The sequence below is a fragment of the Streptomyces sp. NPDC054863 genome, from assembly GCF_053610825.1.
Genome location: NZ_JBSGZD010000036.1, coordinates 1 through 24,810 on the forward strand (window position 1 = coordinate 1; position 24,810 = coordinate 24,810).

A 24,810-nucleotide genomic window follows, 5' to 3' on the forward strand; every position below is an offset into this window, starting at 1 on the left:
GTGCCAGGACCGCACAGAGGGCGGCGAGCGGGAGTTCGGCGCACACGGCCATGGCGGCAGCCGCCGCGAGCTCGGCGCCCGGGGCCGAGGTGAGCAGGTCGGCGCAGGCGTCGGCGGCGAGCAGGAGCGCGGCGCCGGCGGCCGGGAGACGGGGGCTGCCTTCGCCGCGTACGAGGCGAAGGCCGGCGGTGAGGAGGCAGGCCGCCTCCAGGGTGTCCAGCACGATCCACCCGGCGGCCTCGGCGGGAGGCAGCGTCGCGGCCAGGTATCCCATCCAGGGGAGCAGCGCGAGCCCTGCGAGCGTGAGCAGCCTGCCCTGCCACATCGCCGTGGGGAGAGGGGTGTTGAGGGCGAGGAGTGCCATGGCTGCGGGTCCTTCCGGGGTGGTCGGCCCGGTTGTCGGGCTCGTGATCCACACTCCGGATTTCGGCGGCCCGGGTCAGGAATGGTGGGTGCCGACTTGGGGTGGCACTGGTTGCACCCCCGGGCGGTAGCAGGGTTCATGGCGAATTGTCAGACCCACCGATTACCGTCGGATCATGAACCTCTTGCCCTGGCCGCCACCGACCCGGATGCGGCGCACCCTCGCCCGGCTCCGGCGTGACCTGGCCTTTCTCGCTGCCGGGGCGCCCCTGCACCTGCTCGCGGCGCTGCTGTTCCTGTGGGCGACGGTGCTGGCCGCCGGGATCCTGACCGGCGGGCCGGACTCCGACACGGACCCGCTGCTGCTGCCGGTGCCTGTGGTGCTGGTCCTCGTCGCAGGGCTCGGGCTGACCGAGGCGCAGCGGTGGCGGTTCCGGGAGCTGTGCGGGGTGGAGATACCCCGGCTGCGGTTCGCGGTGGCGCGGCGGCAGTTCGCGTACCACTGGCTGGTCGGGCCGTGCCTGGCGCTGCTCGAACTCGCCGTGCTGGCACTGGCGTTGCTGGCCGTCGCCGGGACGGCCGTGTTCGCGTGGGAGTGGCTGCTGCCGGGGAGCTGGCGGGCCGGCCATCCCGACTGGACCACCTGGGCGGCCTTCGTGATGGTGGCCGGTGCGGCGGCCCTCTTCGCCGTACCGCCGTCCGCCGCCGCGCTCGTACGGCTGGAACAGCGCATCACGCCCGCGCTGTTGCGGGACGCGCACGACGAGGCGCTCAAGCAGCGGGTGTCGGACCTCACCGAGAGCCGGGCCGGGGCGGTCGACGCGGCGGACGCCGAGCGGCGGCGCATCGAGCGGGACCTGCACGACGGCGCACAGCAGCACCTCGTCTCCATGGCCCTCAACCTCGGCATCGCCAAGGCCACGCTCAAGGACCTGCCGCCGGAGGTGCAGCAGGTCATCGACGAGGCGCACCGCGCCGCCAAGGAGTCCATCGAGGAGCTCAACAACCTGGTGCGGGGCCTGCACCCGTCCGTGCTCGACGAACTCGGCCTGGATCCCGCCCTGTCGGGGCTCGCCGCCCGCGCGCCCTTCCCCGTGCGGCTGCGGGTGGACGTGCCCGAGCGGGCGGCGCCCGCCGTCGAGGCCGTCGCGTACTTCGTCGTGTCCGAGGCGCTCACCAACGTCGCCAAGCACGCCCGTGCGACCCGGGCGGAGGTGGCCGTCACCCGGCTCGGGGGGATACTTCGGGTGATCGTCACCGACGACGGCGCCGGCGGGGCCGACCCCTCCGGCGGCACCGGACTGCGCGGACTCGCGCAGCGGGTGTCCTCCGTCGACGGTGCCTTCCGCCTCAGCAGCCCCACCGGGGGGCCGACCGTCATGACCGTGGAGTTGCCGTGCACCGCCGCCGTGCAGTGATCGCCGAGGACTCCGTCCTCCTGAGGATCGGGGTCGTCAGGATCCTGGAGATGGCCGGGTTCGACGTCGTCGCCGAGGCGGGCGACGCGGCGGGGCTCGTCGCCGCGGTCGAGGAACACCGCCCGGACCTCGCCGTCGTCGACGTCCGCATGCCGCCCGGCTTCACCGACGAGGGGATCCGCGCCGCCCTCCACGTACGACAGCGGTGGCCGGACACCGCCGTGCTGATGCTGTCGCAGTACGTCGAGGAGCGGTACGCGGCGGAGCTGCTGTCCACCCACACCAGCGGCATCGGCTACCTGCTCAAGCAGCGGGTCGCCGACGTCGAGGAGTTCATCGAGGCACTGCGCCGGGTCGCGGACGGGGGCACCGCACTGGACCCGCAGGTCGTCGCCCAATTGCTGGTACGCAGGGGCAGCGACCCGCTCGACCGGCTCACCGACCGCGAGCGCGAGGTCCTCGGCGCCATGGCGGAGGGCCGCTCCAACGCCGGGATCGCCGCCGTCCTCTCCCTCAGCGAGAGCGCGGTCGCCAAGCACATCAACTCCATCCTCGCCAAGCTGGACCTGCCCCGCGCGGGCGGCGACCACCGCCGGGTGCTGGCGGTCCTGCACTTCCTGGAGGGCAAGGGCCCGGAAGGCGGCGCGTGAGTGGTGAGGGCGCCGGCCCGGGCGACGTACGGCCGGGGGGTGAGGAAATCTGGTGCGGGCGGGAAGCGGGAGAGGGTACCGTTCTCAGCATGTTCTTCCAGACGCAGATTTACGAGTGAGAGTGCGACGGGCTCCTGTCGGCCCGTCCCCCACCGATGAATCCGTAGATCACTTCACTTCACGCCGGGAGAACCCATGAGCACGAGCAAGAACATCAACAACCCCGTGGGCCAGGGCGGCGGCCAGCGCAAGAGGCAGTCCCGCGACGAGCGGGCGAACAACGGCCCGCACCGCAACGCCGACCGTCAGAGCGCCGCCGACAAGAAGGCGGAACTGGTGGCCAAGATGCGCGAGAAGGCTGCCGCCGCCGACGGGAACGCCACCGCTGAGGGCTCCGACGCACAGGCCTGAAGCAGATGCGTCTGAAGCACGTGGCTTCGGAGGCGCTCAGCTTCTGAGGCACGTGGCTTCTGAAGCGCGCAGCTTCTGAAACACGTCACGCAGGACAGCAGGGCCCGGACCGCGCCACGCGGTCCGGGCCCTGCTGCCGTACTGCCGTGGGGCACGCCTCAGTTGACGGTGCGCGGCAGCCTCAGGTTCAGCAGTCCCGTCAGCGCCACCACCGCCAGTTGCACCAGCAGGGTCACCATGAGCGCGCTGCCCATGCCCAGCGCCGGGGTCAGCGCCAGGAACAGCGTGCCGAGCGTGGCCACGCCCAGGGCGAGCGCGGACTGCTGGGCGGTCACCATCACACCGCTGCCCACTCCGGCACGGTCGGCCGGGACGTCGGAGAGCACGATGCGGAGCAGCACCGGCAGCTGGAGGCCCTGGCCCAGTCCGGCGAGCAGCATGCCGGGGAGCAGCCCCGCGAAGCCGAGCTCCGGCCAGTCCCGCCGTACGGCCAGGATCAGGAGCACCAGGCCGGCCGCCTGGATCAGCGCACCGGCGACCGCGATCCGGCCGCCGTGGCGGCCGATCAGCTTCGGCCCGGCGAGGGACGCCGCGAAGTAGGCGACCGCCATCGGGACCAGGGCGAGCCCCGCGGCCACCGCTCCCATGCCCAGGCCCTGCTGCAGCGCCACCGCGATCACGAACATGAACCCGCCGAAGCTGATCGAGAACGGCACGATCGGCGGCAGCGCGCGCCGCAGCGACCGCACGGCGAACAGGCTCGGCGGGACGAGCGGGGTCCGCCCCGCCCGGTCCGCACGCCGCTCCACCAGGAAGAACGCGAGCGCCACGAACGGGAACGCGGCCAGCGACAGCCACGTCCACAGCGGCCAGAGCGCCGCCCGCCCCTCGGTGAGCGGGGCAAGGAGCGTGATCAGCGAGAGGGCCAGCAGCAGCGTTCCGGGTACGTCGACGGGCGCGGGCTTCTCGGAGCGCGTCTCCGGCACCGAACGTGCCGCGAGCAGCAGGGCGACGATCACGACGGGCACGTTGACGAGGAAGATCGACCGCCAGCCCGTCCCGGCGAGGTCGGCCGCGACGAGGATGCCGCCGAGTATCTGCCCGGCGACCATGGCGAGCCCGGCCGTCGCCCCGTACAGGCCCATCGCCTTCGCCCGGCGCTGTCCGGCGGTCGACGCCTGGATGGTGGCCAGCACCTGCGGCAGCATCAGCGCGGAGGCGGCGCCCTGCGCGACGCGGGCCGCGACGAGCGTCCAGGCGTCCGGGGCGAGACCGCAGACGAGGGAGGTGAGGCCGAAGGCGGCCATGCCCCACAGGAAGAGCCGGCGGCGGCCGAACATGTCGCCGAGCCGTCCGCCGAGCACCAGCAGGACCGCGTACGCCAGCCCGTACCCGGCGACGACCAGCTCCAGCACGGCGGGCCCCGCGGCCAGTTCGCGGTCGATGGTCGGCAGGGCCACGTTGACGATGAAGAAGTCGATGAGCGGGAGCGCCGCCCCGAGCAGCACGGTGAACAGCCCGAGCGGGCTGAGGGAGGATGAGGTAGGGGTGGGGGAGCCGGGGCGGGCGGGGGCCGGGGGGAGCGTGGTCGTCTGGGTCACGGCAGCCACTGTGCGGCAGCCCGAAGCCTGGTACCAGAGTCTCCTTATCCTGGTACAAGCACTACCCGGCAACGGGCTGGCCGGTGCGCGGGAGTGTCGGGGAGGCTGGGTCCATGACGACGACGGTGCAGGAGACGACGCACGGGACTGCTGGGGCGCAGGAGACGGCCTCCACCGCCGGGGTGCAGGAGACGACGTACGGGACTGCTGCTGTACGGGAGGCCGGGGAATCCAGGGCGGCCGGAGAGTCCAGGGCGGCCGGTGAGTCCAGGGCGGCCGGTGAGTCCAGGGCGGCCGGTGAGGCCGGGGAGCCCGGGGAGCCCGGTGGGGCCGGGGAGCCCGACGTCCGCCGGGCCGAGCTCGCCGCCTTCCTGCGCAGCCGCCGCGAGCGCATCACCCCCGAGCAGGTCGGGCTGGCCAGGGGCCGCCGGCGCCGCACCCCCGGTCTGCGGCGCGAGGAGGTCGCGCAGCTCGCCGCCGTCGGCGTCACCTGGTACACGTGGCTGGAGCAGGCCCGCGACATCCAGGTGTCGCCGCAGGTCCTCGACGCCGTCGCCCGCGCCCTGCGGATGGACCGCGTCGAGCGCACCCACCTGTTCGCGCTCGCCGGAGCGCCCGACCCCGCCCCCAACGGGCCGTGCCCGACGGTCACCCCCGCCTACCAGGCGCTGCTGCGCCAGCTGGGACCGATCCCGGCCTGCATCCAGAACAGCCGGTACGACATCCTCGCCTACAACCGTGCCTACGCCCGGCTGCTCTGCGACCTCGACGCGCTGCCCCGCGCGGACCGCAACTGCATGCTGCTCGCCTTCACCAACGACGAGTGGCGCTCCTCGCTCGTCGACCTGCCGGGGACCAGCCGGGCGATGGCCGCCAAGTTCCGCGCCTCGATGGCGGGGCACCTCGCCGAGCCCGCCTGGAAGGCCCTGCTGAAGCGGCTGGAGAGCGAGTCGGCGGAGTTCTGCGAGCTGTGGGAGCGGCACGAGGTCGTCGAGCACGCCAGCCACACCAAGTACATCCGCAATGCCGAGGTCGGGCTGCTGCACGTCGAGCACGTCAACCTCTGGCTCAGCCCCGGCAGCGGCGCCTCCACCGGCCCCCGGCTGGTCAGCTACCCGCCGGTCGACGAGGAGACCCGGGTGCGGCTGGAGCGGCTTCACGCCCTGGCCGCCGAGGCCTCCTGAGCCGGGGGCTCCAGCCGCTCCGCCGTCCTCGCCGCCGTCTTCCGCGCCCACTTCCCGCTGGTCAGCGCTCCCATCAGGAGGACGCAGAGCCCGCATCCTGCGATGATCCACCAGGCCGGGACGCTCGCCGCCACGAACCCTTCGGCGTACGAGGCCGGGCCGAGGCCCGCTGCGAGGACCGCGCCGATCACGGCGACGCCGAGGGTGTTGCCGATCTGGCGGCTGGTGGAGGCGACGGCGGCTGCGACTCCCGCCTGGGCACGGGGCATTCCGGACACCGCCGTGTTGGTGATCGGCGCGTTCACCATGCCGAAGCCGAGCCCGAAGAGCACGTAACCGGTGAACATCAGCGGATCGCTGGTCTCCGCCCGGAAGCCCGCGAACAGCACCGCGCTCGCCGTCATCGCCGTCCCCGCGACCAGCAGCGAGGGCCTCGGCCCGAACGCCCCGACCATCCGCCCCGACAGCGGCGCGCACACGAACGTCATCGCGGCCATCGGCAGCATGTGGAGCCCGGCGTGCAGGGCGGACAGCCCGCGTACGTTCTGGAGGTAGAGGGTGTTCAGGAAGAGGAATCCGGTGAGCGAGGCGAACGCACAGATCGCGATCGTGGTGGCGCCGCTGAACGGAACGCTCCGGAAGAACCGGAGGTCGATGAGGGGCTCCGTGCGGCGGGGTTCGTACAGGACAAGACCCACCAGCGCGAGCACCGCGACGCCCGTCAGCGACAGGGTGAGCGGCGAGGTCCAGCCCGACTCCGGGGCCTCGATGATCGCGTACGTGAGCGGGGCGAGCAGCGCGACGACGAGGACCTGGCCCACCGGGTCGGGCCTGCGCGGCTTCGGGGCGCGGGACTCGGGGACGTACCGGAAGGTCAGGAACAGGGCGGCCAGCCCCACCGGCAGGTTGACCCAGAAGATCGCGCGCCAGCCCACCGAGTCGACGAGCAGCCCGCCGAGCAGCGGGCCGGCGGCCATGGATATGCCCACGACGCCGCCCCAGACACCGATCGCCCGCGCACGTTCGCGCGGCTCGGTGAAGGTGTTGGTGATGATCGACATCGCGACGGGGGTGAGCATCGAACCGCCGATCGCCTGCACGGCCCGGAAGGCGACCAGCGAGGCGAGGTTCGGCGCGAGCGAGCAGAGCAGCGAGCCGAGCGTGAACATCACGAGCCCGGCCATGAAGACCTTGCGGCGCCCGATCCGGTCGGCGGTCGAGCCGGACAGCATGAGGAGGGAGGCGAGGACCAGGGTGTAGGCGTCGATCGTCCACTGCATCCCGGCCACCGAGGCGTCCAGTTCGCGCTGCACGGCGGGGAGGGCGACGTTGAGCACCGTGCTGTCCAGGCTGACGATCAGCAGACTCGTGCAGCAGATGCCGAGGACGAGCACGCGGCGGCGGTGAGCGGGCCGAGCGGTAGGTGTATCAGGCATGTATGGATAGTACGGTTAACTAACGATCGAGCCCGGAGAGGTCCGGGGAGTGCGCGACAATGAGGTAATGACCTCGCTCAACATCGGCCCCCATGTCGCGCAGCCGCCCGTGGTGCTCGCCCCCATGGCAGGCATCACGAACGCGCCGTTCCGCACCCTCTGCCGTGAGTTCTCCGGCGGGAAGGGCCTGTTCGTGAGCGAGATGATCACGACGCGGGCGCTGGTCGAGCGCAACGAGAAGACCATGCAGCTGATCCGCTTCGACGCGACCGAGCAGCCCCGCTCGATCCAGCTGTACGGGGTGGACCCGGCCACCGTCGGCAAGGCGGTCCGCATGATCGTGGACGAGGACCTGGCCGACCACATCGACCTCAACTTCGGCTGCCCGGTGCCCAAGGTGACGCGCAAGGGCGGCGGTTCGGCCCTCCCGTACAAGCGGCCCCTGCTGCGCGCGATCCTGCACGAGGCGGTCACGGGCGCGGGTGATCTGCCGGTCACGATGAAGATGCGCAAGGGCATCGACGACGACCACATCACCTTCCTGGACGCCGGCCGCATCGCCGTCGACGAGGGCGTGACGGCCATCGCGCTGCACGGGCGGACCGCGGCCCAGCACTACGGCGGCACCGCCGACTGGGAGGCGATCGCCCGGCTCAAGGAGCACGTCCCGGAGATTCCGGTGCTCGGCAACGGCGACATCTGGTCGGCGGACGACGCACTGCGCATGGTGCGCGAGACGGGCTGCGACGGCGTCGTCGTGGGGCGCGGCTGCCTGGGGCGGCCGTGGCTGTTCGGCGACCTGGTGGCGGCCTTCGAGGGCCGCGAGGAGCGGGCCACGCCGACACTGCGCGAGGTCGCCGTCGTGATGCGGCGGCACGCGGAGCTGCTCGGCGAGTGGATCGGCGACGAGGCACGGGGTGTCATCGACTTCCGGAAGCATGTGGCCTGGTACCTCAAGGGGTTCTCGACGGGTGGCGAAATGCGCAAAAGGCTCGCCACCACGTCTTCCCTGGCCGAGATGGACGCTCATCTGAGCGAGCTCGACCTGGACCAGCCGTGGCCGGAGGGTGCGGATGGACCTCGGGGGCGTACGTCCGGAAATGGTCGGGTTGTCCTGCCGGACGGCTGGCTGAAGGACCCGTACGACTGCTCGGGGGTCAGTGACGAAGCGGAGCTGGACACGTCCGGAGGGTGAGATTCGGGTGACCGCACGGGGTGTGCGGCAGCGTGATTCTCGCCACGCCTGATGATGTAGTCGCTCAGATGAGCATTTTGCAGTGAGTTGCATTTTTCAAAGGGTGGCACCCAGTGCCACCCTTTCTCTTTTCACTGGTCGGGGTCATGCGTCACGGAGAGTCGATCGTCGGCAGGGCTGCGCTCTCTGTGCGTGGCGATGCGTTCGACACTTGAACGAATGTGGTGAGGGCCGGGGGAGGCCGGATCACTTTCGATCTGCTGGCGGACGGGTGGTTAAAGCCGTATGACGGTTAAGTGGACGTACCCAGACACCTTCGATCTGGGTATGTTCCTCGCCGTCAGGGCAGCCAACGCGTCTTCGAGGAGCCGAGACCGTGTCGGAAAACAAAGAACCCCACGTAGCCGAGCGACACAGCGCGACGAAGTCAGCTGGGCAGAAGTTCGTCTACGACTTCACCGAGGGCAACAGGGAGCTCAAGGACCTTCTCGGTGGCAAGGGCGCCAACCTCGCCGAGATGACCAATCTCGGCCTGCCGGTGCCTCCGGGGTTCACCATCACCACCGAGGCCTGCAAGGTCTACCTCGACAGCGGTGACGCTCCCAAGGAGCTGCGCGACGAGGTCAGCGCCCACCTGGACGCCCTTGAGGCGAAGATGGGCAAGAAGCTCGGCCAGGCGAACGACCCGCTGCTGGTCTCGGTCCGCTCGGGCGCGAAGTTCTCGATGCCCGGCATGATGGACACGGTCCTCAACATCGGCCTCTCCGACAAGTCCGTCGTCGGGCTCGCGAAGCAGTCCGGCGGGGAGCGCTTCGCCTGGGACTCCTACCGGCGCCTGATCCAGATGTTCGGCAAGACCGTCCTCGGCGTGGACGGCGAGCTCTTCGAGGAGGCCCTCGAAGCGGCCAAGGCGGCCAAGAAGGTCAAGGTCGACACCGACCTGGAGGCCGCCGACCTCAAGAAGCTCGTCAAGGGCTTCAAGAAGATCGTCTCGGACGCGTGCGGCCGGGACTTCCCGCAGGACCCGCGCGAGCAGATGGACCTCGCGATCAACGCGGTCTTCGACTCGTGGAACACCGACCGCGCGAAGCTCTACCGCCGTCAGGAGCGCATCCCGGGCGACCTGGGCACCGCGGTCAACGTCTGCTCGATGGTCTTCGGCAACCTCGGCCCGGACTCCGGCACGGGCGTCGCGTTCACCCGCGACCCGGCCTCCGGCCACGCGGGCGTGTACGGCGACTACCTCCAGAACGCGCAGGGCGAGGACGTCGTCGCGGGCATCCGCAACACGGTCCCGCTCGCCGACCTGGAGTCGATCGACAAGACGTCGTACGACCAGCTCATGCAGATCATGGAGACCCTCGAAACGCACTACAAGGACCTGTGCGACATCGAGTTCACCATCGAGCGCGGCCAGCTGTGGATGCTCCAGACCCGCGTCGGCAAGCGCACCGCGGGTGCCGCCTTCCGCATCGCCACGCAGCTCGTCGACCAGGGCCTCATCGACGAGGCCGAGGCCCTCCAGCGGGTCAACGGCGCACAGCTCGCGCAGCTGATGTTCCCGCGCTTCGACGAGGATGCGAAGACCCAGCTCCTGGGCCGCGGCATCGCCGCATCGCCCGGCGCGGCGGTCGGCAAGGCCGTCTTCGACTCGTACACGGCCGTCAAGTGGTCGCGCTCCGGCGAGAAGGTCATCCTCATCCGCCGCGAGACCAACCCCGACGACCTCGACGGCATGATCGCCGCCGAAGGCATCCTGACCTCGCGCGGCGGCAAGACGTCCCACGCGGCCGTCGTCGCACGCGGCATGGGCAAGACCTGTGTCTGCGGCGCCGAGGAGATCGAGGTCGACACCAAGCGCCGCCGCCTGACCGTCGGCAGCACGGTCGTGGAGGAGGGCGACGTCGTCTCCATCGACGGCTCCTCCGGCAAGGTCTACCTGGGCGAGGTCCCCGTCGTCCCGTCCCCGGTCGTCGAGTACTTCGAGGGCCGGATGCATGCCGGCGCCGACGACGCCGACGAGCTCGTCGAGGCCGTGCACCGGATCATGGCGTACGCCGACCGCCGCCGCCGGCTGCGGGTGCGTGCCAACGCCGACAACGCCGAGGACGCGCTGCGCGCCCGCCGCTTCGGAGCCCAGGGCATCGGCCTGTGCCGCACGGAGCACATGTTCCTCGGCGAGCGCCGCGAGATGGTCGAGAAGCTGATCCTCGCCGACACGGACGCCGAGCGCGAGGACGCCCTGAAGGGCCTTCTGCCGCTCCAGAAGAAGGACTTCATAGAGCTCTTCGAGGCGATGGACGGCCTGCCGGTCACCGTCCGTCTGCTGGACCCGCCGCTCCACGAGTTCCTCCCCGACATCACCGAGCTGTCGGTCCGCGTCGCCCTCGCCGAGTCCCGCAACGACGCCAACGAGAACGACCTGCGACTTCTCCAGGCCGTCCACCGCCTGCACGAGCAGAACCCGATGCTCGGCCTGCGCGGCGTACGCCTCGGCCTGGTCATCCCCGGCCTGTTCACCATGCAGGTCCGCGCCATCGCCGAGGCCGCCGCCGCCCGCAAGAACGCCAAGGGCGACCCGCGCGCGGAGATCATGATTCCGCTCGTCGGCACGGTCCAGGAGCTGGAGATCGTCCGCGAGGAGGCCGAAACGGTCATCGCCGAGGTCGAGGCCGCCCACGGCATAGACCTCAAGCTGGCGCTCGGCACGATGATCGAGCTGCCGCGCGCCGCCATCACGGCCGGTCAGATCGCCGAGGCCGCGGAGTTCTTCTCCTTCGGTACGAACGACCTGACGCAGACCGTCTGGGGCTTCTCCCGCGACGACGTGGAGGCTTCGTTCTTCACCGCCTACCTGGAGAAGGGCATCTTCGGCGTCTCCCCGTTCGAGACGATCGACCGCGACGGCGTCGGCGCCCTGGTGCGCTCGGCCGTCGAGGCGGGCCGCAAGACCCGCCCCGACCTCAAGCTGGGCGTCTGCGGCGAGCACGGCGGCGACCCGGAGTCCGTCCACTTCTTCCACGAGGTCGGCCTGGACTACGTCTCCTGCTCCCCGTTCCGCATCCCGGTCGCCCGCCTGGAAGCGGGCCGCGCGGCAGCCCAGTCCTCGGGCAGCGACAGCCGCTGACCCCGGGGCCCCGAGCCACCGGACCCCTCGCCGGGACCGAACACCCACCCTCACCCCCGGCGAAGGATCCGGCACCACACGAAGCGGCGGCACCCTGTGCGGGGGAGCCGCCGCTTCGGCGTGCGCGGGGACGAAATAGCCGGTGGCTTCAGCCGTGCTGCCTGCCGCGTCGGCCGTGCGGGGCGGAACAGGAGCCGCACCGCGTGAGCGGAGAGCGGGCAGCGGGGCGGGAGAGGGCGCACCTGCCGCTCTGCTGGAGCTCGCCGTAGGCGCAGACCTTCCTCGTGCGTGGGTAGACCCACCGCCCACGAACGTACTCAAGGTGGCCAAGTTCCCTGAGGTGGCGCTGCGCTCGGCGGACCGTCGAAATGGAAACTCCGCATTCCTGTGCGATCTCCTGCTGCGACGGGACAAAATATCCGTCACGCATGCGCATGATATTGACAGAAACGATCCCAATTAGGCATCTCATGATCGGATTCTTTCTTTCTGAGGAGGATCCCTTTAGTGGGATTTGCCGAATGTAGGGCACGGTGAACTTGCTGGTCCAGTCCGGGGCTAAAGGTACAGATGTTCCCGTGGGTTGTGTGCATGCCCGTTCCATTTCGCGTTCCGCCGAAGATTTAAGAAACCGGCGAATAGTGGCCGCCTCCTCGCCGGATAGGGAGCCTGAAGGGTCGTATGGCATCTGTCATGTCGATCGAGCTTAAAGTTTCTAACAGGCGCACTGCTTGACCGCTTCGTGTATCAATCTGATCGATTCTGCAAGACAGTGACCGCTCCAAGTATTTCCACTCGCATGGTCATAGAGGACTGCCATGCTGTGGCACTTGGCGTATGCATAGACTGTCAGGCAATCAGAATGAGGTTACGTTGTGCATGACCAGGCTAAGCCCTTCCCTCTGCCCGCAGCACCGGAAGTGCAGAACGCATGGGTTGATGCTGTCCTGGCCACCGCAGGGGTGAGTACTCCCCGGGCTGCTCTGGAAAGTATTGCGCCCTTCATCGTGGAACCGGAAGAAATGCTCACGGAGGCGAACGCGGATGGCGTTCGACAATTGCGGGAGAAATTCCTGCGCACGGTGCGGACCGACTCCGGAGAGATGCTTGTCGGTGTGGTGAAGATGCACGGGGTGGGCGGGATCGTCTGGGAACACAACGAGCGCATCAGTTCCCAGTGGAGCTCGGCGGCAAACCCCACGCGTGTGAACCGCGGCGGCGAAGATCTGCCGCTGTTGCAGCCTGTCCGCCCGTATTCCTGCACGGATGGATCAGGTAATGAGAAACCCTGTGCGGCCCTGGAGAGCAGGGTAAAGGACCGTGAAACGCTAATTGCCAATGCGCGCTGGGCGTCGAAGGTTCTGGAGCAGAAAGTAGGGATGCGTCCGTACGACCTGACGGAAGACCTGGTTCTGAATGGCCAGCAGGAGCCGGGTATGTATGTACCGCAGTTGATTTCGCTCGAAACGACGTCAGCCGTAACGGTCGAGGGCGATGGCCCCGTCTTTCCCGAGAGCTATTGGGGATGGATGGCCGTTCGCGGAAACAACCGGGCCAAGAGCCGACACGACATCTTCGGAATTACCTCGGCCGAAGTGCTGGCCGGCGTCCCTGGGACCAGATTTGGTGAGGATTCGGCGGAAGTCGAATGCGACCCCCGTGTATGGCTCTCCAAGCTTTCCCTCTTCCTGAATCGTGACCATGCCGAGAAAGGTGAATCCGATACGGAGTCCGTAGCATTCCGTGCGTCCCGTATCGCATCGGTGGAAGCGCATGTCGTGCTGGGGGCTTCGGATCCGCGCCGCCTCTATCGAATCGCTCAGTCGAGCAATCGTCGCGACCATGTCCACCCTCCTTTGGACTTCACGCCGAATGACCGTGCGAGGGCTTTGGGTCGAAGTATTCTGGGGATGTACGTCGCCTACGGTCTGATGGAGGAGGAGATTGCAGAGGTCCTCACCGGCTCTGCTCCGATTGGCAGGCTGCCAGGAATGACGGAAAAGTCATCTCCTGTTGAGCTCCGTGACCGCCGGTCCATGCTTTTGCTTCGTGAGTTCTTTCCCGTGGATGCGAAGAAGCGCCAGGTGATCCGTCGTGCGCTGAGCGAGTCTCCGCCGTCCCAGCTTTCCTCTGTGGAAGTGAACCGGCGGGCCCGAGCTTGGTCGGCCATGACTTCCGAGAGTTTCCCGCGCGCATGGAATCCGCGAATCGCGGAGATCTTCCAGGCTGCGGAAGTCCGTAATGGAATTGCACTATCCGAATGCTCCGTCGCGGAACTCCTTGAGGCCGCCGACCGTGATGACGAGGCTTTTGAGGAGCTGATTTCATATCGTGCTGCTCACTGGCTGGCGTCGTATGCCATCATCGATGCGGACCGAGGGTCACTGGCCGGGCAGAAGACGATTGCCGACGACGGCAGTGAAGACGTGCGCGTGCGACGTACGGTGAAGAACAACCTCCAAGCCATGCGCAACAACAAAGTGATGGCGATCGGTGTTCTCCGGGAGCTGGCGTCGGCAATGAACGACGGGGACCTGGTGCCCCGGAAGGTGGACGCAAATGGGGAGTCCTTGTCGGACCCTCTGACGCGGGCATGGTTCAACCGGGCTTTCCCGAAAGAATCGGGAACTCGTCCCAAGAAGCGATCCGTCGTCCCGAAGGTTCCTGCCGCCGTCGAGGAAGCGCCGCCCGCAGTTCCACCGGGGCCGCCCGTGCAGGAGGCCGAACCGCCCTTCCGGTACGGCGCTCTCGCCCCCCTGGAAACCGAGAGGGAAGGGCAGGTCCCCGGCGAGGGAGGCTTCCTCCCTCAGGGAACACCGGTGGTGGGGACAGCGAGCTTCCCGGGCCAGCGAACCGACCACGCTGCCCAGCCCCCCACCGGTGATCAGCTGGTCATGCGCATCCAGTCCCTGATCGATGAGTGCGGTGAGATCACTGACCTCGTCAAGCGGCTGGACTCAGACGCAGACTCTGGTGCCGACGCTCCGGGGGGCACTTCCGTGTTCAGCCGGCAACGGGCAGATGACGCCGTGATCGCAATTACGCAGTCCATCAGGAGGCTGCGTGCATTGCGTGATGCCGTGGAGGACCTGGCGGGCTCCGCCTGACAGTCCGTGGGGCGCCGGTCTCCATCTCCTCGCGTGGTGTCGAGTGGTGTGCGTTCCTGTGCGGACCCTTGTGGTCACGGTTCGGGTGCCGGAATGGACCACTGTGGATCGCATGCGTCACTCGTCGCCCGTACGTCATGGACGTCCTCAGGAGGACCCCGCGGGAGCAATGCCCGGCCCGTCGTCGTTCCGGCGATGCAGGAGTGGGCCGGGGGCAGCGGGACGTACCGGATCGACGCGGACGTCCGGGTGGTGGTGGGGCGGGCCGATCGGCAACTGGCCGGGTTGGCGCGGACTTTGACCGCCGCGCACGCGAGGGGTGGGGAGCGGTACGCGCAGGAGCGCAGGAGGGGTACGAACTCGCCGTTGAGACCGGGGGGTGAGGATCGGCGCGCCCGGCTTCAAGGGGGTCTTCTACGGGACGCGCTCGCTGCTTCAGATTCTGTTGCAGGACGTCCGGCGGACCCGGGTGCCCGTCGGGACCGCGCAGGACCGGCCCCACTACCGGCTGCGCGGGTTCATGCGGGACGCGGGGAGGCGGTTCTTCACGTCCGGGTTCGTCAGGGACTACTTGCGGATCATGGGGTGGTTCAAGCTCAACGACCTTCAGCTGCATCTGAACGGCAACGAGATCCAGGCGCCCGGCGGGGACTGGTCCAAGGCGTACGACGCGTTCCGGCTGCGGAGCGAGAAAGAGCGAGTGGGACGGGCCGGCGGCCCGGGACGGGTCGTACGGGAGAGCGGACCGGGACTCGTTCGAGGAGGTGGCGGCGGCCCACGGGGTGCAGTTGACGCCCGAGATCGATGCTCCGGCGCACTCGCGGTCGTTCGTCAGGTTCCGCCCGGACATCGGGCTCGGCGGGGCCAACAGCGACCATTTGGATCTGGGGAATCCGGCGACGCTGACCTTCATGAAGGAGGTCTTCGACGAGTTTGCGCCATGGTTCCGCAGCCCTGAGGTGCATTACGGGGCCGAGGAGTACACCGGTCCCGAGGCGCACCACCGGGCGTACTTCAACGGGATGGCCGAGCACCTGCGGACGAAGCTGCAGAAGCACCCGCGGGCCTGGGGCAGCCTCAGCAGGCTCACCACGGAGCCCGGGGCCTACGACAAGCAGGTCACCGTGCACAGTTGGAACAACGGCTGGTACGGGCCGAAGGCCGCCAAGAAGGACGGCTGCACGGACCTCGTCAATACGAACGACGGGTTGTTGTACGGGGTGCCGTTCGCCACCTGCTACCACCCTCTGGGGCTGGACGGGCGTTACCTGTACGACAGTTGGGAGCCGTCTTTCCCGGCACGGAGAGCCTCGCGCCCCTCGATCCCGTGCTGCGCGGCGGCATGTCCGCCGTCTGGAACGACCTCGTGCACGCCACGTACGCCGAGAAGGACGTGCACGGGCTCGTCGAGCAGACCTTCGGGGTGCTGGCCCAGAAGATGTGGAGCGGGGCGGGTGCCGGGGTGCCGTACGCCGCCTTCACCGCTTCCATGCGGCGCGGCGCGCTCGGTCCCGGGCTCAAGGTGGTCGGGCCGACGCTCGCGGAGCCGGACCGGATCTCCTTCGGAGCTACCGCCTCCGCTTCCTCCTGCGCATCCGGTACGCAGCCCGGCGCAGCCGCCGACGGCAGCCCCGTCACCCGCTGGAGCAGTCGGCCCGAGCACGAGCCGTGGCTTGCCGTGGACCTCGGGAGGGTCCGGGGGGTCGGCAGGGTGCGGCTCGACCGGGGGCAGGAGTACGGGCGTGCGTACGACATCGAGGTGTCGCGGGACGGGAAGGCGTGGGTCAAGGTCGCCGAGCGGCGGGGGAGGGGCGCCGCCGGGCGCGACGAGCTGCCCTTCGGGGCGGTGGACGCCCGGTACGTGCGGGTGCACGGGCGGGAGCGGCGGCCCGCGCGGTACACGCTGTGGTCCGTGCAGGTCTTCGACGTGCCCGACCTGGCCAGGGGGAAGGCCACGACCGCTTCGTCCGTCGAGGCGGAGCACCTGGGGGCCGCTCTCGCGACGGACGGTGATCCGGGGACCCGGCGGGCCTCCGCGTACACCGACGGGGAGTGGATCTCGGTGGACCTGGGGCCGTGCGGGGCGTCCGGCGGATTCTCCTCGACCGGGAGGCGGCGGCCGGCCAGGACCACGACCTTCAGGTGTCGGGCGACGGGGCGGCGTGGACGACCGTCGAGCGGCGTGGTCGGACCACTGCGGGGGAGGATTCCGTCGAGTTTCCCGAGCCCGTGCAGGCCCGGTACGTACGGATGCAGGGACGCGGGCGGCAGTCGGCCCACGGGTACTCGCTGTGGCGGTTCGAAGTCAGAGGGTGAAGGTCAACCCTGCTGCGCGAAGTGGCAGTTGAAAAGTTGACCTTCGCACCGGTGGGTCGTCCGCGGTTCCCCGGTGCTTCTCCCGTGCTTCCGTGGTGTTTCCCCGGTGTTCCCCGGTACGCCCTCGACGCGGGGCCCGGGTGGGGGACGATGTGCGGTGGTGCGGGGCGTGGACGGCGGATCCCCACCCGCCACCCACGCCCTCACACCTCGGCCGGGAACCGAAAGCGCAACCCCGCACGCCGCCGTCAAGTGCAACGAAGCCCCCCACGGCCTTCGTCGCACCCCTCGGACGTGCGGGGCTGTCGGTGTCCGACGCCTGTCAGCTTCGCGCCTTCCGGGCCACCCCCGCGAGACGTTTCACGCATGGCCGAAAGGCCATGGTGACCGGGTGTAAGGGCGTGCATACTCAACCGGGGGAACGATTGCGGGTGCAATCGGTGGGCGATGGTGGGGAGTTGGACCAGTGGTGCTGCGTATCCACTTCACGGGGGAGGATCTCGCGCGGGTGCGGCTCGCCGCGCGGCCGGACGCCCTCTGGGAGACGACTCTCAGCTTCCACCGGCTGCGGGACCGGCGGGGCGGTCGGGTGTACGGCGACTGGCGCGCCCAGGCCCGCGCCCGGCTCGGCAGGGGAGGGTCCCGGCAGCTGCTCGCGTCGGTCGTGCCCGCGCGCGGCTACTTCCCCGACTTCCTCACCCCGGCGGAGGGCGTCCAGGGCTGGGAGGACGGGCTGGCGGCGCTGCGGGCCACCCCGGACAACCGGGTGGCGGGCGAACTGGCCCTGCTGAACCGCAGGTTCGAGGAGTCGCCGCGGCTCGGCGCCCTCGTCGACGCCCTGGGCGACTATCACCGTGCCGCCGTCGCCCCGTACTGGCCCCATGTGCAGGCCCGCGTCGAGGCCGACCGGGCGGCCAGGGGCCGCGCCTTCCTCGACGGCGGCGCCGACGCGCTCCTCGCCTCGCTGCCGCCGGTGATGCGCTGGCGCTCGCCGGTGCTGGAGGCGGTCTATCCCGTGGACCGCGAAGTGCACCTGGCGGGGCGGGGGCTGCGGCTCCAGCCGTCGTTCTTCTGCCAGGGGGCACCGGTGATGCTGTACGACCCGGGGCTGCCCCCGGTGCTCGTCTACCCGGTGGAGCACGCCACGCCCCGCACGCCGACGGGCGGCGGCCCCTACCTCGGCCGGCTCGTCGGGCACACCCGGTCCGCCGTGCTGCGCGCCATCGACCACGGCTGCACGACGAGCGAGCTGGCGCGGCGGGCGGGGGTGTCCCTCGCGTCCGCCAGCCAGCACGCGTGCGTGCTGAGGGAGGCGGGGCTCGTGGTGACGCTGCGGCACGGCAGCGCGGTGCTGCACTCGCTGACGCCGTTGGGCGCCGCCCTGTTGAGGGGTGGGGCGGCGCCGGTTGCGCAGTCGCGCTGAGGGGCGGGGCGAGGGCGGGGGCAGGGAGGGGGGCGTGCGGGTTCGTTGTGGCTGGGCGCGCCCACGCGGCGGAGCCGCACATGGACACGGCCCCGCGCCCCTGGAGGGGCGCCCCCCACAGGCGCGCCCCCCACGGGCGTTTCCCCGGGTCAGGTGCGGAAGGGGCCTGTTACCTCGTAGGTGATGCCGCCCGACGAGCTGCCGCTCGTGCCGCGCTGGCTGGAGAAGTAGAGGCGGCTGCCGTCGGGGGAGAAGGCCGGGCCCGTGATCTCCGAGCCCGACTGGCCGCCGATGCGCAGGAAGGGGGTGACGACGTCGGCGGGGGTGATCATGCAGATCTCCATGTTGCCGCCGTCCTCGGCCACGTACAGGTCGCCGGACGAGGTGCCGGTGACGTTGTCGACGCCGGTGAGCGGGGCCGAGCCGCCGGTGACCAGGGAGTCGTCGTAGACCAGGTCGAGGGTCTGCGCGGCGGCGTCGTAGCGCCAGACCCGGTTGTCGCCCTTGGTGGTGAAGAAGCAGACGTTGTCCGCGTAGAAGCAGCCCTCGCCGCCGGTGAAGCGCTTGGCGCCGGACACCTGGTCGCGGGTGGCCTTGGACGCGCCGGACGGGTCGGGGACCTTCGCCCAGGTGACGGGGCCGCTGGTGCCGGAGCCCATCTTCAGGACCTCCAGGTTGCCCGCGGCGAGATTGCCCCAGACGGACGGGGTGAAGCGGTAGAAGCAGCCGTCGGAGACGTCCTCGGTGAGGTAGATGACCTTGCGGTCGGGGTCGGCGGCTGCCGCCTCGTGCTTGAAGCGGCCCATGGCGTCGCGGCGGACGGCGGCCTTCACGCCCCACGGGTCGGTCTCGTAGACGTAGCCGCGGTCGACCTCCTCGCAGCTCAGCCAGGTGTTCCAGGGAGTCTTGCCGCCCGCGCAGTTCTGCCGGGTGGAGGACAGGATGCGGTAGGCGGCGGTGATCGCCCCGGTGGCGGAGAAGCGGACCGCGCCCGCGCCGCCCGAGGGGTTGATCTCGGAGTTGGAGACGTAGATCCAGCCGGTGCCGTCGGCGTAACAGGCGCCGCCGTCCGGGGCGTTGTGCCAGGTGTACGTGGTGCCGGTGACCTTCTGGCCCGAGCGGGCGATCACGCGGCTGCGGAATCCGGCGGGGAGCTGGATGCCGTTCGCGTCCGCCGCGCCGAGAGCGCCGTACGGGCCGGGTCCCGGCTGCGCCGGGTCGGCGAGGGCGGCACCCCGCCACAGGGTGCCGCCGAACGCGGCGGCGGAGGAGCCGATGACGGCGGTGCGCAGGAAGGTACGGCGTTCCATGGGGGCTCCAGGGTCCGAGGAGTGGGGTTCTCTGCCCGTGGAACGTAGAGCCCCTGACTTGACGTGTCATCAACTCGCCGTGAACTCAAGGGGAATCAGTCGTCGATCCCGGACCTTTCGACCCCCGCCACGATCCACCGCTGGAAGAAGAGGAACACGAGGACGAGCGGGAGGATCGAAACGGCCGCCGCCACGAACAGCTCGTGCAGATTGACCGTCTGCGCGGTGTTGAGGGTGGAGAGCGCCACCTGGACCGTCCACGACCGCTGGTCCTGGCCGATGACCAGCGGCCACAGGAACGCGTTCCACGCCCCGATGAAGACGATCGCGGCGACCGCGGCGAACACCGGCGTCGAATTCGGCACGACGATGCGCCAGTACGTACGCCAGTGTCCGAGCCCGTCGACATGCGCCGCGTCCTCCAACTCCCTCGGGAATCCCAGGAAGTACTGCCGGAAGACGAAGCACGCGAAGGCGGAGAAGAGCGTCGGAATGATCAGGCCGCGCAAGGTGGAGATCCAGCCCAGCGAGGACACGAGGACGAAGCTCGGGACGAAGGTGACCGCCGCCGGGACCATCAGCGTGCCCAGGATCGCGTAGAAGACCTTGTTGGAGTGCCTGTACGGGATGCGGGCCAGGCCGTACCCGGCGAGGGAGGCCGTGAACAGAGTGCCGAGGGTGGTGGCGACGGCGATCAGCGCCGAGTTGAGGAGGGAGTGGGCGAAGGGGACCGCGGTGTCGCCGAAGAGTTCGGTGACGTTGCCCCAGCGGAGGGTGGACGGGAAGAACGTCCACTCGGGGGAGGTGATCTCGGCGTCGGTGGCCAGCCCGTTGCGTACGAGCAGGTAGAAGGGGACGAGGAAGAGCAGTGCGAGCGCGACGAGCAGGGCGATGCGCAGCGCGCGGCCCACCCGTACCAGGGCGTCGTCCATGGAGCCTCAGTCCTCCTTCCGGCCGAGGCCGAAGAAGCGTGCCTGGAAGATCGTCACGACGGCGATGATCAGTGCCAGGATGATGGCGCCCGCGCTGCCGAGCCCGAGGTTCTGCCCCTGCCCGAGAGCCGTGTAGTAGAGGTACACGAGCGGGGGGCGGGCGTAGGGCGGGTAGCCGCGCGAGTCGGAGAGCAGGTTGTAGAACTCGTCGAAGGCCTGGAAGGCGTTGATGACGAGGAGCAGGACGACCGCGACCGAAGTGGCGCGCAGCAGGGGGAAGGTGATGTTGCGGAACACCTGCCAGCCGGGGCGTGCACCGTCGACCGCCGCCGCCTCGTAGAGGGCGGGCGAGATGCGCTGCAGCCCGGCCAGGAACAGGATCATGTAGAAGCCGGCCTGCAGCCACAGCCGTACGGTCACGATGACCAGCCAGTACCAGGGCGGCGAGGTCGTCGACAGCCAGGCCGTCTGGTCCGCGCCGAACCAGCCGAGGACGGTGTTGGCGAGGCCGAACCGCACCCCGTTGAAGAGCGACATCTTCCAGATCAGGGCCGCGACGACGTAGGAGCAGGCCGCCGGGAGGAAGAAGACCGACCGGAAGAAGGCCTGCGCGAAACGGATCCGGTTCACCATCAGCGCGAGTGCGAGGGAGAGCGCGTACGTCGCCGGAACGATGAACGCGGTGAAGAGCACGAACGTGCCGAGGCTGCTGGTGAACGCGTCGTCGCGCAGCATCGCCGCGTAGTTGTCGAACCCGACGAAGTCCGTGGGGGAGACGGTGTTGTGCGCGTCGAAGAAGCTGAGGTAGAGGCTCCACAGCAGCGGTACGTAGGTGAAGAGGCCGAGCCCGACGGCGAAGGGCCCGACGAAGACCCAGAACCAGAGGGTGCGGTTCTGGGTCCCCAGCACCGCTGATGTCACGCCTGGCTTCACGCCTGGCTTCGCGCCTGAGTTCACGACGACTTCTTCTTCACGCGCTGAAGCTCCTCGTTCGCCTTGCGTACGACCGCCTTCAGCTCGGTGTCCGGGTTCGCGCCGTCCTTGATGATGCGGCTGAGGGCGTCCTGGTAGGCGGTCTGGGAGGCGGGGGTCCACAGGAGCGGCTGGGAGTAGGCGTTCTCGCCCGCGTACCTCACCGCGTCCGCCGCCGCGCCCTCCTTCAGCTTGTCCGCCTTCTTGGCGAGGGAGGTGCGGGCCGGGATGTGGAAGCCGTACGAGAGGGCGAAGTCGGTCTGGAATTCCGCCTGTTCGATCCACAGCCACTTGATGAAGTCCTTGGCGGCTGCCCGCTGCTTGCTGCGCGCGCTGACGGCGGCGCCGTACGCACCGACCGGCACCGACGGCCTGCCGCTCGCGCCGTCCTTCGGGAACGGCAGCACCCCGAAGTCGTCGCCGAGCGCCTTCTTGACGGCGGGCAGCGCCCACAGCCCCGACCACTGCATGGCGGTGAGCCCCTGGACGAAGGCGGAGGGGTCGGACCAGTCCGTGGGGGCGCCCAGCAGCAACGACTTGTCGGCGTACAGTTGGCGCAGCTTGCCGAGCGCGCGGGCGGCGGCCGGATCGTCGAAGCCGACCTTGCCGTCCTCGGTGACGAGGGAGAGTCCGGCGGCGTGGAGCGGGGTGCCGCCGAGGGAGCCCGCGCCGCCGTCGTTGCCGAGGAACAGCCCCTTCACCTTTTTGTCCGTCAGTTTCTTGGCCGCGTCGAGGAGTTCGTCGAGCGTGGCGGGCGGCTGGACGTTGGCGGCCTTCAGCATGCTCTTGCGGTAGAAGAGCAGTTGCATGTCGACGACCTGCGGGACCGACCAGATCTTCCCCTCGTACGTCTTGGGGGCGAGGACGGCCGGGTTGAAGTCGTCCCTCACCCCGTCGAAGAGGTCGGTGAGGTCGACGACCTGGCCGCCCCGGATCTGGTCCAGGGTGGGCCCGTTGACCTCGAAGACGTCGGGGCCGCCCGAGGTGAGGAGGGCGGCGGCCGTCTGCTGGTCGTAGTTGCCCGGCCGCCACTGCACGGTGACCCTGGCCTTCTTGTACGCGGCGGCGTACCGGCGGACCGCCTGCTCGGTGCCGGGTTCGCCGTACTGGTGGTACCACTGCGCGAGCTCGGGTCCCGTACCGCCGCCGCTCGAACTTCCCTCTCCCCGGCCGGTGTTGGATCCGCAGGCGGCGAGTGCGCCCGCGAGCGAGAGACCCGCTCCCGTGCCGAGAAGGGTCCTGCGGCTGATCGCCATGTCGTGTTCCCCCTGAGCTTGCACGCCAGTTGCACGTCGGACCGGGCCATCGTGCTGCGGGATGCCCCGACGATCAACCATGCGACCCGGTCGCGTACGGCGTGTTGCTGCCGTGTGTCAGCATCCGGGACGGGCCGTGACGTGCGAGGACGGGCCGAGGCGCCCCGTGCGGCCGGTGCCGGAACCCGGGCCGGAGCGGACCCCGATGCTCCGGTACCGTCGGGGGCTGCCGCAGCACAGTCACAGGGGGAGCGCGCATGGGCGACTCGGGCAAGATACTGGACATTTCCACGGAAGACCTGAAGAAGGCGGCCCCCGCCTTCGCCCTTCAGGGGCAGGCGCTCGCCGAAGCGGCGGCGACGCTGAAACGGACCCTGGACGGCCTCGGTTCGCCGTGGGGCGACGACGAGCAGGGCAACAAGTTCGGTGAGGCCTACAAGCCCAAGCGTACGGAGATCGAGCGCGGGGTGGGCATCCTCGCCCTCGGGCTGAAGAGCATCAACGCCGCGATGGTCGACATGGCGGACGGGCACATCGACAACGAGAAGCTCGTCGAGGGCATGTTCACCAAGGTCAAGACGCCGGGCGCGGGGGACGGCGGGGACGGATCCGGCGACGGCGGCAAGGGCGGTGCCCAGGGCGAGGGCAAGGGCGCCCGGTGAGCGTCGAGGACATCGCCAAGGACCTTCTGATGAAGGCCGGCATGTGGTGGCCGGACGCCAACTCCGGCACCCTGCGCAAGGCCGCGACCGCCTGGCGGACCTTCGCGGACGCGGTGGACGACGTCATTCCGCCGGTCAACACGAGCGCGAACACGGTCATCCTGCACAACACCGGCGAATCGATCGACGCCTTCCGGACGTTCTGGGGCAGGTACCACAAGAGCGAGGGCGTGGGCTGGCTCGACGACAGCGCCAAGGCCGCCCGTGCCATGGCCAAGGCCCTCGACGAGTTCGCGGACGCCGTCGACGACGCCATCGAGAAGCTGTGGATCGAGATAGGCATCGGGGCCGCGGTGATCGCGGCCGGGGTGGGCCTCGCGGTGTTCACCTTCGGTGCCTCCACGGCGGCCTCGGCCGCCGCTGCCGCCACCATCATCGAGGTCGCCGCCGGTCTGGGCATCACCGTCTCGACCACGGTGGCCACCATCGCCGCGACGACGCTCACCGGCATCGCGTTCGGTGCGATCGAGGGCATCACGGTCGACCTCGCGGTGGCCCAGCCGCTGCGGATGGCGACCGGCCTCCAGGACGGCCTGAGCCTGGACTCCGTCGAGAAGTCCGCGCTCTACGGCGGTGCGTTCGGCGGCGCCTTCGGCGCGGCGGGCGGCGTGACCCGGGCCGCGGGAGACGTCGGCGGCTACCGGAACCTGTTCTCGGGCCAGGACGTCCCGTTCGGCGTGATGAACCCGAACCTCGCCGGGGTCGGCGGCGGACCGGGCGGGGTTCCGCTGTCCCTCGACGAGATGGGCCGGCGGCGCACCTGGAACCTGCTCCGCAGCGAGGACTCGAAGATCCCGGCACCGCCGCGGGTGCCCGGCGACCACGCGCTGATCTCCGGCGACCCGGTCTACTTCGGCAAGCGGACCACGACGATCGGCTACGACCCCAAGACGCTCGCCAATACGGAGCGGGTCGCCCGGGTGCCGGGGAAGCACGACGTCATCGTGCACGGCACGCCCGAAGGCGTCTTCCTGCCCGGCCGGGTGAACAGCAACGGCAAGACGCTGATGGACTTCGAGGTCAACCCCTCGCACATCTCCGACGCCATCCGCAGCAACCCGCAGTACGACGGCGGCCCCGTGCGCCTCATCTCCTGCCACTCGGGGACCGTCGCCCCGAACCTGGTCGAGCTTCCGCTGGCCCAGCGCGTCGCCAACGACCTGGGAGTTCCCGTGCAGGCCCCGACCAATAAGGTGGGCACGTCGCCGGAACTGGGGCTGAACCAGACGCCGCAGATCGGCAACAACGGATACTGGCGCACCTTCCTCCCGATGGCCGACCAGTGACGGCCCGACCGGTGACCCCCACCGCGCCGACAAGCCCCACCGCGCCGGCAAGTCCCACCGCACCGGCAAGTCCCACCGCACCGACAAGTGACGAACGGTTC

At 69.8% G+C, this 24,810-nt stretch carries 19 protein-coding genes and 2 pseudogenes; 13 read left to right on the forward strand and 8 right to left on the reverse strand.

Annotated elements, in window-relative coordinates; all coding sequences use genetic code 11:
* Positions 1-364: hypothetical protein (locus tag ACWGIG_RS10050; RefSeq protein ID WP_453321060.1), on the reverse strand; the 364-nt coding region annotated here is incomplete at its 3' end.
* 175 nt (positions 365-539) lie between these two features.
* Between ACWGIG_RS10050 and ACWGIG_RS10055 the strand changes: the two genes are divergently transcribed.
* From ACWGIG_RS10055 to ACWGIG_RS10065, 3 genes are all read left to right on the forward strand, one after another.
* The gene (locus ACWGIG_RS10055; RefSeq protein ID WP_453321061.1) at positions 540-1,781 is read left to right on the forward strand and encodes a sensor histidine kinase; all 1,242 of its coding nucleotides are present in this window, start codon (positions 540-542) and stop codon (positions 1,779-1,781) included.
* Positions 1,778-2,431, forward strand: a complete 654-nt coding sequence (locus tag ACWGIG_RS10060; RefSeq protein ID WP_453321094.1) for a response regulator — start codon at positions 1,778-1,780, stop codon at positions 2,429-2,431. The genes ACWGIG_RS10055 and ACWGIG_RS10060 overlap by 4 nt, the downstream gene beginning before the upstream one ends.
* 195 nt (positions 2,432-2,626) lie before the next feature.
* The gene (locus ACWGIG_RS10065) at positions 2,627-2,842 is read left to right on the forward strand and encodes a DUF6243 family protein (RefSeq protein ID WP_453321062.1); all 216 of its coding nucleotides are present in this window, start codon (positions 2,627-2,629) and stop codon (positions 2,840-2,842) included.
* A gap of 158 nt (positions 2,843-3,000) precedes the next feature.
* Here the strand turns inward: ACWGIG_RS10065 and ACWGIG_RS10070 are convergent, their stop codons facing one another.
* A complete protein-coding gene (locus ACWGIG_RS10070; RefSeq protein WP_453321063.1) occupies positions 3,001-4,443 on the reverse strand; it encodes an MFS transporter in 1,443 nt (480 codons plus the stop codon).
* Positions 4,444-4,556: 113 nt separating this feature from the next.
* Between ACWGIG_RS10070 and ACWGIG_RS10075 the strand changes: the two genes are divergently transcribed.
* A complete protein-coding gene (locus ACWGIG_RS10075; protein ID WP_453321064.1) occupies positions 4,557-5,627 on the forward strand; it encodes a helix-turn-helix transcriptional regulator in 1,071 nt (356 codons plus the stop codon).
* Here the strand turns inward: ACWGIG_RS10075 and ACWGIG_RS10080 are convergent.
* Positions 5,600-7,063 carry an MFS transporter gene (locus tag ACWGIG_RS10080; RefSeq protein ID WP_453321065.1) on the reverse strand — a complete coding sequence of 488 codons (1,464 nt, stop codon included), beginning with the start codon at positions 7,061-7,063 and terminating at the stop codon, positions 5,600-5,602. The two genes, ACWGIG_RS10075 and ACWGIG_RS10080, sit on opposite strands and share 28 nt — an antisense overlap.
* Before the next feature lie 67 nt (positions 7,064-7,130).
* Here ACWGIG_RS10080 and dusB point away from each other — a divergent pair, with 67 nt between their 5' ends.
* Positions 7,131-8,258, forward strand: a complete 1,128-nt coding sequence (dusB, locus tag ACWGIG_RS10085) for a tRNA dihydrouridine synthase DusB (protein ID WP_453321066.1) — start codon at positions 7,131-7,133, stop codon at positions 8,256-8,258.
* A 376-nt stretch (positions 8,259-8,634) separates the two neighbouring features.
* Positions 8,635-11,385 carry a pyruvate, phosphate dikinase gene (gene ppdK / locus ACWGIG_RS10090; RefSeq protein ID WP_453321067.1) on the forward strand — a complete coding sequence of 917 codons (2,751 nt, stop codon included), beginning with the start codon at positions 8,635-8,637 and terminating at the stop codon, positions 11,383-11,385.
* Between the two features lie 148 nt (positions 11,386-11,533).
* On the opposite strand, the gene ACWGIG_RS10095 is transcribed toward ppdK, so the two are convergent.
* Positions 11,534-12,073 (reverse strand): helix-turn-helix domain-containing protein, encoded by a 540-nt coding sequence (locus ACWGIG_RS10095; protein WP_453321068.1) that lies wholly within the window; start codon positions 12,071-12,073, stop codon positions 11,534-11,536.
* 187 nt (positions 12,074-12,260) lie between these two features.
* On the opposite strand from ACWGIG_RS10095, the gene ACWGIG_RS10100 reads away from it, so the two are divergent.
* From ACWGIG_RS10100 to ACWGIG_RS10120, 5 genes and pseudogenes are all read left to right on the forward strand, one after another.
* Positions 12,261-14,492 carry a hypothetical protein gene (locus ACWGIG_RS10100; RefSeq protein WP_453321069.1) on the forward strand — a complete coding sequence of 744 codons (2,232 nt, stop codon included), beginning with the start codon at positions 12,261-12,263 and terminating at the stop codon, positions 14,490-14,492.
* Positions 14,493-15,012: 520 nt separating this feature from the next.
* Positions 15,013-15,057 (forward strand): annotated as a pseudogene (locus tag ACWGIG_RS10105) (hypothetical protein); the annotation flags it as partial.
* Between the two features lie 199 nt (positions 15,058-15,256).
* Positions 15,257-15,421, forward strand: a pseudogene (locus ACWGIG_RS10110) (hypothetical protein); the annotation flags it as partial.
* Between the two features lie 350 nt (positions 15,422-15,771).
* Positions 15,772-16,848: a discoidin domain-containing protein gene (locus ACWGIG_RS10115; RefSeq protein WP_453321070.1), complete on the forward strand. Its 1,077-nt coding sequence runs from the start codon at positions 15,772-15,774 to the stop codon at positions 16,846-16,848.
* Between the two features lie 429 nt (positions 16,849-17,277).
* Positions 17,278-18,231 (forward strand): ArsR/SmtB family transcription factor, encoded by a 954-nt coding sequence (locus tag ACWGIG_RS10120; protein WP_453321095.1) that lies wholly within the window; start codon positions 17,278-17,280, stop codon positions 18,229-18,231.
* Between the two features lie 149 nt (positions 18,232-18,380).
* Here ACWGIG_RS10120 and ACWGIG_RS10125 read toward each other — a convergent pair whose 3' ends face one another.
* From ACWGIG_RS10125 to ACWGIG_RS10140, 4 genes are all read right to left on the reverse strand, one after another.
* Complete coding sequence (locus ACWGIG_RS10125) at positions 18,381-19,541, reverse strand: alkaline phosphatase PhoX (RefSeq protein WP_453321071.1); 1,161 nt, start codon at positions 19,539-19,541, stop codon at positions 18,381-18,383.
* Between the two features lie 95 nt (positions 19,542-19,636).
* Complete coding sequence (locus ACWGIG_RS10130; protein ID WP_453321072.1) at positions 19,637-20,473, reverse strand: carbohydrate ABC transporter permease; 837 nt, start codon at positions 20,471-20,473, stop codon at positions 19,637-19,639.
* Between the two features lie 6 nt (positions 20,474-20,479).
* Positions 20,480-21,394 (reverse strand): carbohydrate ABC transporter permease, encoded by a 915-nt coding sequence (locus ACWGIG_RS10135; RefSeq protein ID WP_453321073.1) that lies wholly within the window; start codon positions 21,392-21,394, stop codon positions 20,480-20,482.
* A 32-nt stretch (positions 21,395-21,426) separates the two neighbouring features.
* Positions 21,427-22,701, reverse strand: coding sequence for an ABC transporter substrate-binding protein (locus tag ACWGIG_RS10140; RefSeq protein ID WP_453321074.1), 1,275 nt, complete (start codon positions 22,699-22,701; stop codon positions 21,427-21,429).
* Between the two features lie 257 nt (positions 22,702-22,958).
* Here ACWGIG_RS10140 and ACWGIG_RS10145 point away from each other — a divergent pair, with 257 nt between their 5' ends.
* Together ACWGIG_RS10145 and ACWGIG_RS10150 are read left to right on the forward strand one after the other, a co-directional pair.
* A complete protein-coding gene (locus ACWGIG_RS10145) occupies positions 22,959-23,363 on the forward strand; it encodes a hypothetical protein (RefSeq protein WP_453321075.1) in 405 nt (134 codons plus the stop codon).
* Complete coding sequence (locus tag ACWGIG_RS10150) at positions 23,360-24,709, forward strand: WXG100-like domain-containing protein (protein ID WP_453321076.1); 1,350 nt, start codon at positions 23,360-23,362, stop codon at positions 24,707-24,709. Before ACWGIG_RS10145 ends, ACWGIG_RS10150 begins: the two co-directional genes overlap by 4 nt.
* Positions 24,710-24,810 lie beyond the last annotated feature (101 nt).

Bases quoted from the DNA above. Each gene is read 5' to 3' on its own strand.
- ACWGIG_RS10055 (WP_453321061.1), top strand. From the start codon at position 540: ATGAACCTCTTGCCCTGGCCGCCACCGACCCGGATGCGGCGCACCCTC.
- ACWGIG_RS10065 (WP_453321062.1), top strand. From the start codon at position 2,627: ATGAGCACGAGCAAGAACATCAACAACCCCGTGGGCCAGGGCGGCGGC.
- ACWGIG_RS10075 (WP_453321064.1), top strand. From the start codon at position 4,557: ATGACGACGACGGTGCAGGAGACGACGCACGGGACTGCTGGGGCGCAG.
- ACWGIG_RS10080 (WP_453321065.1), bottom strand. From the start codon at position 7,063: ATGCCTGATACACCTACCGCTCGGCCCGCTCACCGCCGCCGCGTGCTC.
- dusB (WP_453321066.1), top strand. From the start codon at position 7,131: ATGACCTCGCTCAACATCGGCCCCCATGTCGCGCAGCCGCCCGTGGTG.
- ACWGIG_RS10095 (WP_453321068.1), bottom strand. From the start codon at position 12,073: ATGCCATACGACCCTTCAGGCTCCCTATCCGGCGAGGAGGCGGCCACT.
- ACWGIG_RS10125 (WP_453321071.1), bottom strand. From the start codon at position 19,541: ATGGAACGCCGTACCTTCCTGCGCACCGCCGTCATCGGCTCCTCCGCC.
- ACWGIG_RS10130 (WP_453321072.1), bottom strand. From the start codon at position 20,473: ATGGACGACGCCCTGGTACGGGTGGGCCGCGCGCTGCGCATCGCCCTG.
- ACWGIG_RS10140 (WP_453321074.1), bottom strand. From the start codon at position 22,701: ATGGCGATCAGCCGCAGGACCCTTCTCGGCACGGGAGCGGGTCTCTCG.
- ACWGIG_RS10145 (WP_453321075.1), top strand. From the start codon at position 22,959: ATGGGCGACTCGGGCAAGATACTGGACATTTCCACGGAAGACCTGAAG.